Source organism: Bacteroides sp. 43_46 (genome assembly GCF_001915455.1).
Lineage (GTDB): Bacteria > Bacteroidota > Bacteroidia > Bacteroidales > Bacteroidaceae > Bacteroides > Bacteroides caccae.
The window spans coordinates 25,080-36,574 of sequence record NZ_MNQN01000031.1; the positions used below are offsets into that span (position 1 = coordinate 25,080).

The following is an 11,495-nucleotide window of genomic DNA, read 5'->3' on the forward strand; positions in this document are numbered from 1 at the left end:
TTTCGTTAAAATATAAAATAATTGTATCATGAAAAGCGATCCTAAAGAATGTCTGTATTGTCAGAACAATGAAACGCTGCATAATCTGATGATTGAGATTGCGCAGTTGAGTGTATCACGTGTATTCCTGTTTAAGGAACAAACTTATCGAGGACGTTGCCTTGTTGCCTACAAGGATCACGCAAACGATTTGAATGAATTGAGCGATGAAGATCGTAATGCTTTTATGGCAGATGTGACACGAGTTACCCGCGCCATGCAGAAAGCATTTCAACCGGAAAAGATAAATTATGGTGCTTATTCGGATAAATTATCTCATTTACATTTTCATTTGGCTCCGAAATATGTGGATGGTCCTGACTATGGTGGTATATTCCAGATGAATCCGGGAAAGGTTTATTTGACGGATGCTGAGTATCAGGAATTGATTGATGCAGTAAGGGCAAATCTGTAAGTAGTAATTTCAGGCACGGATTATCCTGTTGTTTTGTGTGACCGTTTTTTTATAAAACGAGCATTCTGTAATTCGTGCCTAAAATGACAATATGTAACAAAGGAAACCTTGCTTAGGCGTTAATTCGGTTAGTCTTCGCTATCGAAATCAAATTCAAAATCAAAGTCGTCCATAAATTCTGGTGTTGTAAACTCTTCCAGATTTCGTCGATCTTTTTTGGTAGGACGTCCGGTTCCTCGTGCTCGGTCAATGAAGCCGCTGATCTTACTCATTTCCAATAGTTCATATTGGTCAGGAGTTGTGACGTTCTCCATCATTTCGGGGACGAGTTTGGCTCCTATACGTTTTTCAATTGCTTGCAGCACTTTGAATGAATATGTGATAGGCGGCTTTTTAACCTGAATTACATCTCCCGGCTTTACCATACGTGCGGCCTTGACGAGTGCTCCATTTATGGTGACACGGCCTTTTTTACAAGCTTCTGCTGCTATCGTACGTGTTTTGAAGATACGTACAGCCCACATCCATTTGTCTATTCTTGCTTCAGCCATTTTAGTTATTATCTTTATTTTTTATTGAACTGGTTCATAGTGATATCAATTCCGGCAAGACAGAAACTTTTAATAATCTCACCTGCCGTTGCCAGCCTTTCCTCCATTGTCTTCCAGTCTTCATCTGTGAAATGTCCCAGTACATAATCAATCTGCCCGCCACGTGGGAAATCATTACCGATACCAAATCGCAGACGGGCATAATTTTGTGTTCCTAAGGTTGAGGCAATATGCTTCAATCCATTATGTCCAGCGTCACTCCCTTTTCCTTTTAAACGTAAAGTACCGAAAGGGAGTGCCAAGTCATCTACCACTATCAGCACATTTTCTAATGGGATGTTTTCTTTTTGCATCCAGTAGCGGACAGCAAAACCGCTTAGGTTCATGAAGGTGGAAGGTTTCAGCAGGATTAACTGGCGCCCTTTGACTGAAAAGCTGGTTGTGAATCCGTAACGTCCGTCAATAAAAGGAGGAGCATTATTGATTCTTGCCAATGCTTCTACCGTCATAAATCCGATATTGTGCCGGGTTTCATGATATTCAGGGCCAATGTTTCCCAGTCCGACAATTAAATATTTTATCATTACTTATCCGTAAAACAGTTCATTAATATAGAAAAAGAAACGCAGATTAATACAAACTAGTACAGACTTAACATCTGCTTTCATCTGCATTAATCTGCGTTTAAAGTAAATCTCTTTACAGGAATAGTCTCAAATTACTTGCCGGCTGCAGCTGCTGCACCTCTTGCTGCACGAGTCAACTTAACGGCACATACCACAGCTTCTTTAGCACTCATCAATTCAAGGCCTTCAAAGCTCAATTCGCCAACTTTTACAGTCTTACCTAAACCGAGGTGAGAAACGTTCACTGTCAGTTTTTCAGGAATAACGTTATACAAAGCTTTCACTTTAATCTTACGCATCTGTAAAGCCAACTTACCACCGGCTTTCACACCTTCTGCAAGACCTTCCAACTGTACAGGAACTTCCATTACGATAGGTTTAGCTTCATCGATCTGATAGAAGTCTACGTGTAGGATAGTATCTTTTACAGGATGGAATTGAATATCTTTCAGGATAGCGTTTACTTTTTTGCCGTCGATAATCAAGTCTACTACATAGATATGCGGAGTATAAACCAAATTACGAAGACCTTCGTTAGGCACTGTAAAGTGAACTACTTCATTACCTCCGTAAAGTACGCAAGGTACACCACCGTTTTTACGAATTTCTTTCAAAGCTCTTGCTTGTTCTGAAGAGCGTTCTGCAATTGTTCTTGCAGTTCCTTTTACTTCAATTGATTTCATTTCTTTAAAAAATTGTGTTACTCTAAATTAAGTTAGTTTGCTTAATTCACCATTACACGATGTGGATTATCACACGATGTCGCAAAAAAGCGGTGCAAAGGTACGGTCTTTTTTTGATATATCAAAGAGCTTTCTTCTTAAAAATCAATGTCAATCTTGATTTCCCTCCCCAATTTTTCCTCTTTTGCTTCTTCTTCAATAGCAGCTTGCTCTTTTTCCATATCTGCTTCCTGGGTTAAACGGCTGATATAGTCGTTCATGTCATTGCGATCAATGAAATCGATAGCTTCTGTCAATCCTGCCATGAATTTCTGAAAATCTTCTCTATATAAGAAAATCTTGTGTTTTTCGAAACTCACCTGAGAATCATCGCCTTCTCCCATTATCACCTTTTTGCTCTCTGTAATAGCAAGGAACATTTCATCTTTACGGTTCTTTTTTACATCGAGGTAATAGATGCGTTTACCTGCTTTAATGGACTTGGAGAATACGATCTCCTTATCATTCATGTCTGCGCTCATTTTCTTTTTAAAATCTTCCATATATTTCGGTCCGTTTATAATCGGCTTCAAAATTGGATATTTTTTTTAAACTGTCAAAAGAAAAAGCGCAGAGAATCAAATACTGCATTAAAAAATGTGATTTATTTGTGGAAACTCATTAAAAATATCTACTTTTGCAGTTCGATAACAACAGAGTTCTTATTCGTCTTAAGATTATACAGATAGTATATGCCTATTATCAGAATGGCAGCAAAAATCTAGACTCAGCGGAGAAAGAGTTATTCTTTAGTCTTTCAAAGGCGTATGACCTTTACAACTATTTGCTAATGCTGATGATAGCATTGACAGAGTATGCGCAAAAGCGTATTGATGCGGCAAAAGCTAAATTGGCACCCACGAAAGAAGAATTGTATCCCAACAAAAAGTTTGTGGAAAATAAGTTTATTGCCCAATTGGAAGTCAATAAGCAGCTGTCCGAGTTTATTGCCAATCAAAAAAGGACTTGGGCAAACGATCAGGACTTCGTGAAGGAACTATATGAGAAGATTGTAGAAACTGATATATATAAGGATTATATGGCCTCTGATGATAACTCATATGAAGCTGATCGCGAATTATGGAGAAAAATCTATAAGACATATATCTTTAATAATGATTCTCTCGACCAGGTATTGGAGGACCAGAGTCTGTATTGGAACGATGATAAGGAAATTGTAGATACATTCGTATTGAAGACCATTAAGCGTTTCGATGAAAAGAAGGGTGCCAATCAGGAATTACTTCCTGAATTTAAGGATGACGAAGACCAGGAATTCGCACGCCGTCTGTTCCGCCGTACTATTTTAAATTCCGACTATTATCGCCATCTTGTTAGCGAAAATACAAAGAACTGGGAACTGGATCGTATTGCATTTATGGATGTCATCATTATGCAAACTGCTTTAGCCGAAATTTTAAGTTTCCCGAACATTCCGGTCAGTGTTTCATTAAATGAGTATGTGGAAATTGCGAAGTTGTATAGCACATCCAAAAGCGGTAGCTTTATTAACGGAACATTAGATGGAATAGTTAATCAATTGAAAAAAGAAGGTAAGTTGACTAAAAACTAATACCTTTGTCCATATAGTAGAAACTAAAACTGATTTTTTATGAATGTATTGACTGTATTATTGCAAGCTCCTGCTGGTGCTGCCGGAGGTGGAAGTATGATGTGGATCATGCTGATAGCAATGTTTGTTATCATGTATTTCTTTATGATCCGTCCTCAAAATAAGAAGCAGAAAGAAATAGCAAATTTCCGTAAATCTCTTCAGGTTAATCAATCGGTTATTACTGCTGGTGGTATCCACGGAACAATCAAGGAGATTACTGACGATTATATCGTACTTGAAATTGCTTCTAACGTAAAGATAAAGATAGATAAAAACTCTATTTTCGCTGACGCTTCGGCTGCTAGTAATCAATCTAAGTAAATGGTAAACAATGCCTATGCTTGATCGTAGGAAAATAAGGTACACATATTTAAAACTATCCAAGAAAATTAAGGACTTCCTGCTTAGCGATAAGAGCAGGGAGTTCTTAATTTTTTTGTTTTTTTTTCTGATAGCCGGTGGATTCTGGTTACTCCAAACGTTAAATAATGATTATGAAGCGGAATTTTCTATTCCGGTACGGGTAAAAGACCTTCCCAATAATGTAGTGCTGACTTCGGAACCTCCTTCTGAACTTCGGGTTCGGGTGAAGGATAAGGGGACTGTGCTGCTTAATTATATGTTGGGAAAAAGTTTTTTTCCAGTCAATTTAAGTTTTCTCGATTATAAAGGGAAAAATAATCATGTGAAGATTTATGCATCCGATTTTGAGAAAAAGATACTAAGTCAGTTGAATGTCTCTTCTAAAATACTCTCGATAAAGCCGGATACATTAGAATACATCTATTCCGAGGGAAAATCCAAGTTAGTACCCGTCCGTCTTCAGGGGAAGGTAACTGCCGGGCTTCAATATTATGTTTCGGATACAATTTGTAATCCGGATTCTGTGTTGGTGTATGCGCCCGAAGGGATTTTGGATACGATTACTACTGCTTATACCCAAAAAATAAATCTGGAGAATATTTCGGATACCACTCGGCAACGAATATCTCTGGCTCCGTTAAGAGGAGTAAAGTTCGTTCCAAGTTCGGTTGAGGCGACATTTCCGGTAGATATTTATACGGAGAAAACAGTCGAAGTACCGTTACATGGAATTAATTTTCCGGCGGATAAGGCCCTACGTGCATTTCCTTCTAAAGTTCAGATAACTTTTCAGGTAGGATTGAAGCGTTTTCGTAGTATTAAAGCCGATGACTTTGTGATAAATGTCTCTTATGAAGAACTGTTGAAGCTTGGTTCTGATAAATATACGGTTAAATTGAAATCATTTCCGAATGGGATAAATCAAATCCGTATTGTACCCGAACAAGTAGACTTTTTGATAGAACAAGTATCTTCTTTTTTCGATGTTGATTAAGGTTGGTATAACTGGTGGTATCGGTAGCGGGAAAAGCGTTGTTTCCCGGTTGCTGGAGATAATGGGTATTCCTGTTTATATATCGGATACAGAAGCGAAACGTATTACTTGTACCGATACAGTGATTCGCCGGGAACTTTGTGCTTTGGTCGGTCAGGAAGTATTTCAGGGGGGAGAACTGAACCGGACTTTATTGGCGGAGTATATGTTCGGGTATCCGGAGCACGTGAAAGAAGTGAATGCTATTATTCATCCACGGGTAAAAGATGATTTCCGGCAATGGACAGTCCGTTTCGGGAATAACGGACTGGTTGGTATGGAATCCGCTATCCTTATTGAATCCGGTTTTAGAGAAGAAGTTGATTTCCTTGTAATGGTTTATGCACCGTTGGAAGTGAGAGTAGAGCGGGCTATGAAACGTGACTGTTCATCAAGGGAGTTGGTCTTGAAGCGTATTGAGGCACAGATGAGTGATGAGGCCAAGCGGGAACAAGCCGATTTTGTGATAGTAAATGACAATGAAACACCGTTAATTCCGCAGGTTTTGGAGCTTATTTCTTTGCTATCTAAAAATAATCATTACCTTTGCGACGCTAAAAAATAATTAATAAATAAAAGAATATATACTATGTTGAAGACTATCTTGTCTATCTCCGGAAAACCGGGATTGTACAAACTTATTTCGCAAGGAAAAAATATGTTGATTGTTGAATCAATCAATGCTGATAAGAAGCGTTTCCCCGCTTATGGTAATGAAAAAATTATCTCTCTGGCAGATATCGCAATGTACACAGATGATGCGGAAGTTCCTTTGTATGATGTGTTGGAAGCGATGAAAAAGAAAGAAAATTCGGCAATTGCTTCTCTTGATCCGAAGAAGGCTAGTCCGGAACAACTCCGTGAATACTTGGCTGAAGTGTTGCCTAATTTCGATCGTGATCGTGTGCATGTAGGAGATATCAAGAAATTGATTTCCTGGTATAATACGTTGATATCTAATGGACTTACTGAATTTAAACCAGAAGCGGAAGTTGGAGAAGAAGAGACAGTGGCAGAATAATAATTAATGTCATTTGTCTAAATGAGACTAAAGAACATGATAATCGCATTTAATGTGGTTATCATGTTTTTTTATAGAGATGTTTGTAAATTCAGAAAAAAATTAGTATAATTTGGGTAATCTTTTATTAAAATAAATATCTTCTACTTATATATGTAAATAATGGTGCTTTTTATGTATCTTTGTCGCTGTTCTCTATTTTTCACGATGTCTATGGCAGTTAAAATGAAAATGGACAACAAAAGCGTTTAAAGATATTATTCGATGCTTGAGTTATCCAGTGACCTCAAGTATGATAAATTGTGTAGTTCTCACGCTTTTTTATAATTAATCACCTTCCAGGGAACAGGAGGCTTTATATAGGGAATGGAGACAATAACGAATAAAGGAGTGAATATCTGTTTGGATAATGAATCAGGGGAGTTATGCTTGACTAATTTGTTATCAGGTACAATGGTATTTTTATATGATTCTCAAGGAGAATTAAGGGAAAAACACCAATTTGCTTTACCTTTGCTTACCATAACAATTTCTAAACAGGGTACTTATGTTTTAGTGATGAGTCATCCGAACTGTCAGCCTGAAGTTCGGAGGATTATCTATACAGGGATATAAAAAGAAGTCGGTAAGTTTCTTGGCAAACCTACCGACTTCTTATTTTTTGTATTGTGTTTAATTTCTGAATACTAATCCGTCTCCGCCAGCATCGACAATGATCGCTTTACTTCGATCTACTTCCTGAGCTAGCAGTTTCTTAGACAGGTCGTTCAGCAAATAGCGTTGAATAGCTCTTTTCACCGGACGCGCTCCGAATTCAGGATCATAACCTACTTGTGACAAGAAGTTTAATGCAGCATCTGTCATTTCCAATTCCACACCGTTTTCAGCAAGCATTTTCTGTACGCTCTTGATTTGTAAGAGGACAATTTGCCTGATTTCATTTTCTGTCAGCGGCAAGAACATAATTGTTTCGTCAATACGATTCAGAAATTCCGGACGAATCGTTTTCTTCAACATATTCATCACTTCCTTCTTCGTTTCTTCGATTACCTCTTCCTTATTAGAACCGTTCAGTTTCTCCATTTGACTTTGTATATAGGAACTTCCCATATTTGAAGTCATGATAATGATCGTATTCTTGAAGTTAACTACCCTTCCTTTATTGTCTGTCAATCTTCCGTCGTCCAATACTTGCAACAGAATATTAAAAACATCCGGATGCGCTTTCTCTATTTCATCAAACAACACAACAGAGTAAGGTTTCCGCCGAATAGCTTCTGTCAACTGACCACCTTCGTCATATCCTACATATCCCGGAGGTGCTCCGACCAGACGTGAAACACTATGCTTTTCCTGATACTCACTCATGTCTATACGGGTCATCATCGTTTCATCATCAAATAGGAATTCTGCCAGTGCTTTCGCCAATTCTGTCTTACCCACCCCCGTTGTTCCGAGGAAGATAAACGAACCAATCGGACGTTTGGGATCTTGTAGTCCTGCCCGGCTACGGCGCACTGCATCGGCAACTGCCTCAATTGCTTCATCTTGACCGATTACACGTTGGTGAAGTTCTTCTTCTAAATGCAACAATTTATCTTTCTCGCTTTGCAGCATTTTGCTAACCGGAATACCTGTCCAACGGGAAACAACATCAGCAATATCTTCGGCATCTACTTCCTCTTTTATCATTGCCTTGTCTCCCTGCATATCGCGCAGTTTCTTTTGAGTATCCTCAATTTCTTTATCCAATGCCTGAAGTTTTCCGTAACGGATTTCGGCTACTTTGCCATAATCTCCTTCGCGTTCAGCTTTCTCGGCTTCGAATTTCAGATTCTCTATCTCGACTTTGTTCTGTTGAATCTTATCCATTAACGTCTTTTCGCTTTGCCATTTAGCTTTGAAAGATTTTTCCAATTCTTTCAATTCAGCGAGTTCCTTACCGATAATCTCCAGTTTCGGTTTGTCGTTTTCACGTTTGATAGCTTCGCGCTCAATCTCCAGTTGCTTGATTTTACGGGAGATCTCGTCCAGTTCTTCCGGTACGGAATCTACTTCCATTCGTAATTTGGCGGCAGCTTCGTCCATAAGATCAATAGCCTTATCCGGCAAGAAACGGTCGGTGATGTAGCGGCTACTTAGCTCCACGGCTGCAATAATTGCGTCGTCTTTGATACGCACATGATGGTGATTTTCGTAACGTTCTTTCAGTCCGCGGAGGATAGAAATCGTGCTCAGATTATCCGGTTCGTCTACTTGTACGATTTGGAAACGGCGTTCCAATGCTTTATCCTTTTCGAAGTATTTCTGATATTCGTCAAGGGTGGTTGCACCGATAGAGCGCAGTTCGCCACGGGCCAGAGCCGGTTTTAGAATATTTGCGGCGTCCATGGCACCTTCGCCTTTCCCAGCACCTACCAATGTATGGATTTCATCAATAAATAAGATAATATCACCTTCCGACTTCTTCACTTCATTGACTACCGATTTCAGACGTTCCTCAAACTCACCTTTGTACTTTGCACCGGCAACGAGTGCACCCATATCCAACGAATAAACCTGTTTGTTCTTCAGGTTCTCGGGTACGTCTCCCCGTAGGATACGATGCGCTAATCCTTCGACAATAGCTGTTTTACCCGTACCCGGTTCACCAATCAGAATCGGATTGTTCTTAGTTCTCCGGCTTAATATCTGAAGTACCCGTCGAATTTCTTCGTCACGTCCGATTACCGGATCGAGTTTACCGCTACGAGCAGCTTCATTCAGGTTAATGGCATATTTTTCCAATGATTGATAAGTGTCCTCACTGGATTGTGACGTTACTTTTTCTCCTTTCCTTAATTCGCTGATAGCGTTACGCAACTCCTTTTCCGTCATTCCGGCATCTTTCAGAATGGTGGATACAGTGCTTTTTACAGTGAGCAACGCTAACAGTATATGTTCCAAAGAAACAAACTCGTCGCCCATTTCCTTTGAATACTGGGTTGCTTTCTGCAATACATCATTTGCTTCACGGCTCAGATACGGCTCACCACCGGAAACTTTAGGCAGCGAATCAATCTGTTTGTCAACGACAACCGCTACTTGCTGTTCATTCATACCTAACTTTTGGAAGATGAAGTTCGTAACGTTTTCGCCTACCTTCATCACCCCCTGCATGATGTGAACGGGTTCTATGGCTTGTTGCCCCCGGCTTTTCACCAGATTTACAGCCTCCTGTATCGCTTCTTGGGATTTGATTGTAAAATTGTTAAAGTTCATATCGTTGTTCTCCTTTCTTTTTCATGTTTCTAATAACACTTAAAAGGGCGCAAAAGATTTGCCAAGTAGAAAAATGTGACAAAATAGCATGATTATAAGGAGCTTACAGGACAAAATGGCTTCTTTTTCCAGTGTATGACTGACGAATTTGCTGCGAAATGAGGAGGATAAATGAAAGTATTGTAGTATCTTTATCGGCTGTAATGTTATTGTAAATAAGATATGAACGATAAACCTCAAATAAAACTGTCTGAAACAGTAGTGCTGATTGATGCAGCTTTTCTGAACTTTGTAATTACAGATATGAAAGGATACTTTGAAGATACTTTGCAACGTTCTTTACAAGAGATAGACCTTTCGATACTGACTACCTATCTTACTTTGGATGCCGGGATTACGGAAGGGAAAAATGAAGTCCAATTTCTTTTTGTTTACGATAAGGAGTCTGGGCGGCTTGTACATTGCTGGCCTTCCGATCTGGAGAAAGAACTGAACGGGGTTGCTTTTCAAAGTCCTTATGGAGAATATTCATTTGCCAGTGTCCCTTCGGAGGGAATGGTGACAAGGGAAGATTTATTCTTGGATTTACTGTCTATTGTTGCCGATTCGGCTGATGTGAAAAGAATGATTGTGATTTCCTTTAATGAAGAATACGGGAAGAAAGTGGCTGATGCGCTGAATGAAATAAAAGATAAGGAAGTGATTCAGTTCCGCATGAACGAACCGGATGCTCCGGTGAAGTATAAATGGGAAATGTTGGCTTTTCCTGTGATGCAGGCATTGGGGATCAAAGCTGACGAACTGCAATAATATCAGTTCCTATATTTGCTGACTATACCTATATATTTAATACTTAAAATTTAGCCCTGTGTCTGATTTTCGTTTAAAAGTATTCCAAAGTGTAGCGAAGAACCTGAGTTTTACGAAAGCTTCGCAAGAACTGTTTGTAAGCCAGCCTGCTATCACTAAGCATATCCAGGAGTTAGAGACTTATTATCAGGCTCGTTTGTTCGAGCGTCAGGGAAGTAAAATTTCGCTGACCGATGCGGGGGAATTGCTGTTGAAGCATAGTGAGAAGATTCTGGATGATTACAAGCAACTGGAATATGAAATGCATTTGTTGCATAACGAGTATATTGGTGAATTGAGACTGGGTGCCAGTACAACGATTGCCCAATATGTCCTTCCTCCTTTATTGGGAAATTTCATAGCTAAGTTTCCGCAGGTCAATCTTTCTCTAATCAATGGAAATTCCCGGGGAGTGGAAACAGCCTTACAGGAACATCGGATAGATTTAGGTTTGGTGGAAGGAATCTTTCGTCTGCCTAACTTAAAGTATACTTCATTCTTGCAGGACGAACTTGTAGCAGTGGTGCACGCGCATACCAAGCTGGATATTCAGGATGAGATTACTCCGGAAGACTTACCGAATATTCCATTAGTTCTGCGCGAAAGAGGTTCCGGGACGCTGGATGTCTTCGAACGTGCTTTGTCGCAGCATAATCTGAAACTGTCTTCTTTAAATGTAATGATGTATCTCGGCAGTACGGAAAGCATTAAACTTTTCCTCGAACATACTGATTGTATGGGGATTGTATCTATCCGTTCCGTACATAAAGAACTCGTTGCAGGTAATCTGCGTGTAATTGAGATAAAGGGAATGCCTATGCAGCGTGAATTTAACTTTGTGCAACTGCAAGGGCAGGAGGGGGGATTATCCCAAGTCTTTATGCGGTTTGCGGGACATCATAGTAAAAGTCTGTAATCGGCTTTTCCGTTACTTTTACATACAGATTAACTTCCCAGCATTTCAATGCGTTACGATGCAACAAAATGGCGGGAAGTTGGT

The 11,495-nt window shown here is 39.5% G+C and carries 14 protein-coding genes; 9 read left to right on the forward strand and 5 right to left on the reverse strand.

Annotation, left to right across the window (positions count from 1 at the left end; translation table 11 throughout):
* The first annotated feature begins 28 nt into the window (after positions 1-28).
* Positions 29-454 (forward strand): HIT family protein, encoded by a 426-nt coding sequence (locus BHV72_RS03165; RefSeq protein WP_005677558.1) that lies wholly within the window; start codon positions 29-31, stop codon positions 452-454.
* Positions 455-582: 128 nt separating this feature from the next.
* Here the strand turns inward: BHV72_RS03165 and BHV72_RS03170 are convergent, their stop codons facing one another.
* From BHV72_RS03170 to BHV72_RS03185, 4 genes are all read right to left on the reverse strand, one after another.
* Positions 583-1,005, reverse strand: a complete 423-nt coding sequence (locus BHV72_RS03170; protein WP_005677559.1) for an RNA-binding S4 domain-containing protein — start codon at positions 1,003-1,005, stop codon at positions 583-585.
* 14 nt (positions 1,006-1,019) lie between these two features.
* Positions 1,020-1,586, reverse strand: coding sequence for an aminoacyl-tRNA hydrolase (pth, locus tag BHV72_RS03175; protein WP_032838006.1), 567 nt, complete (start codon positions 1,584-1,586; stop codon positions 1,020-1,022).
* 137 nt (positions 1,587-1,723) lie between these two features.
* Complete coding sequence (locus tag BHV72_RS03180; RefSeq protein WP_005677561.1) at positions 1,724-2,314, reverse strand: 50S ribosomal protein L25/general stress protein Ctc; 591 nt, start codon at positions 2,312-2,314, stop codon at positions 1,724-1,726.
* Between the two features lie 137 nt (positions 2,315-2,451).
* Positions 2,452-2,856 (reverse strand): DUF3276 family protein, encoded by a 405-nt coding sequence (locus BHV72_RS03185; protein WP_022041427.1) that lies wholly within the window; start codon positions 2,854-2,856, stop codon positions 2,452-2,454.
* A gap of 134 nt (positions 2,857-2,990) precedes the next feature.
* Here BHV72_RS03185 and nusB point away from each other — a divergent pair, with 134 nt between their 5' ends.
* The 6 genes from nusB (at position 2,991) to BHV72_RS19545 (ending at position 7,000) form a co-directional block, all read left to right on the forward strand.
* On the forward strand, positions 2,991-3,926 hold the full coding sequence (nusB, locus tag BHV72_RS03190) for a transcription antitermination factor NusB (protein ID WP_286854505.1): 936 nt from the start codon (positions 2,991-2,993) through the stop codon (positions 3,924-3,926).
* Positions 3,927-3,965: 39 nt separating this feature from the next.
* Positions 3,966-4,289 (forward strand): preprotein translocase subunit YajC, encoded by a 324-nt coding sequence (yajC, locus tag BHV72_RS03195; protein ID WP_005677565.1) that lies wholly within the window; start codon positions 3,966-3,968, stop codon positions 4,287-4,289.
* Positions 4,290-4,305: 16 nt separating this feature from the next.
* Positions 4,306-5,325, forward strand: coding sequence for a CdaR family protein (locus tag BHV72_RS03200; RefSeq protein ID WP_286854513.1), 1,020 nt, complete (start codon positions 4,306-4,308; stop codon positions 5,323-5,325).
* The gene (gene coaE, locus BHV72_RS03205; RefSeq protein WP_005680329.1) at positions 5,315-5,929 is read left to right on the forward strand and encodes a dephospho-CoA kinase; all 615 of its coding nucleotides are present in this window, start codon (positions 5,315-5,317) and stop codon (positions 5,927-5,929) included. Before BHV72_RS03200 ends, coaE begins: the two co-directional genes overlap by 11 nt.
* Before the next feature lie 24 nt (positions 5,930-5,953).
* On the forward strand, positions 5,954-6,385 hold the full coding sequence (locus BHV72_RS03210; protein ID WP_005680331.1) for a DUF5606 family protein: 432 nt from the start codon (positions 5,954-5,956) through the stop codon (positions 6,383-6,385).
* Between the two features lie 366 nt (positions 6,386-6,751).
* Positions 6,752-7,000 (forward strand): hypothetical protein, encoded by a 249-nt coding sequence (locus tag BHV72_RS19545; protein WP_032837595.1) that lies wholly within the window; start codon positions 6,752-6,754, stop codon positions 6,998-7,000.
* 57 nt (positions 7,001-7,057) lie between these two features.
* Here the strand turns inward: BHV72_RS19545 and clpB are convergent, their stop codons facing one another.
* The gene (clpB, locus tag BHV72_RS03215) at positions 7,058-9,646 is read right to left on the reverse strand and encodes an ATP-dependent chaperone ClpB (protein ID WP_286854507.1); all 2,589 of its coding nucleotides are present in this window, start codon (positions 9,644-9,646) and stop codon (positions 7,058-7,060) included.
* A 222-nt stretch (positions 9,647-9,868) separates the two neighbouring features.
* Between clpB and BHV72_RS03220 the strand changes: the two genes are divergently transcribed.
* Together BHV72_RS03220 and BHV72_RS03225 are read left to right on the forward strand one after the other, a co-directional pair.
* Positions 9,869-10,456 (forward strand): DUF6621 family protein, encoded by a 588-nt coding sequence (locus BHV72_RS03220; protein WP_234093520.1) that lies wholly within the window; start codon positions 9,869-9,871, stop codon positions 10,454-10,456.
* 58 nt (positions 10,457-10,514) lie between these two features.
* A complete protein-coding gene (locus BHV72_RS03225) occupies positions 10,515-11,411 on the forward strand; it encodes a LysR substrate-binding domain-containing protein (protein WP_022041423.1) in 897 nt (298 codons plus the stop codon).
* Positions 11,412-11,495: the final 84 nt, after the last annotated feature.

Bases quoted from the DNA above. Each gene is read 5' to 3' on its own strand.
- BHV72_RS03165 (WP_005677558.1), top strand. From the start codon at position 29: ATGAAAAGCGATCCTAAAGAATGTCTGTATTGTCAGAACAATGAAACG.
- BHV72_RS03170 (WP_005677559.1), bottom strand. From the start codon at position 1,005: ATGGCTGAAGCAAGAATAGACAAATGGATGTGGGCTGTACGTATCTTC.
- BHV72_RS03180 (WP_005677561.1), bottom strand. From the start codon at position 2,314: ATGAAATCAATTGAAGTAAAAGGAACTGCAAGAACAATTGCAGAACGC.
- BHV72_RS03185 (WP_022041427.1), bottom strand. From the start codon at position 2,856: ATGGAAGATTTTAAAAAGAAAATGAGCGCAGACATGAATGATAAGGAG.
- yajC (WP_005677565.1), top strand. From the start codon at position 3,966: ATGAATGTATTGACTGTATTATTGCAAGCTCCTGCTGGTGCTGCCGGA.
- BHV72_RS03200 (WP_286854513.1), top strand. From the start codon at position 4,306: ATGCTTGATCGTAGGAAAATAAGGTACACATATTTAAAACTATCCAAG.
- coaE (WP_005680329.1), top strand. From the start codon at position 5,315: ATGTTGATTAAGGTTGGTATAACTGGTGGTATCGGTAGCGGGAAAAGC.
- BHV72_RS03210 (WP_005680331.1), top strand. From the start codon at position 5,954: ATGTTGAAGACTATCTTGTCTATCTCCGGAAAACCGGGATTGTACAAA.
- BHV72_RS19545 (WP_032837595.1), top strand. From the start codon at position 6,752: ATGGAGACAATAACGAATAAAGGAGTGAATATCTGTTTGGATAATGAA.
- clpB (WP_286854507.1), bottom strand. From the start codon at position 9,646: ATGAACTTTAACAATTTTACAATCAAATCCCAAGAAGCGATACAGGAG.
- BHV72_RS03220 (WP_234093520.1), top strand. From the start codon at position 9,869: ATGAACGATAAACCTCAAATAAAACTGTCTGAAACAGTAGTGCTGATT.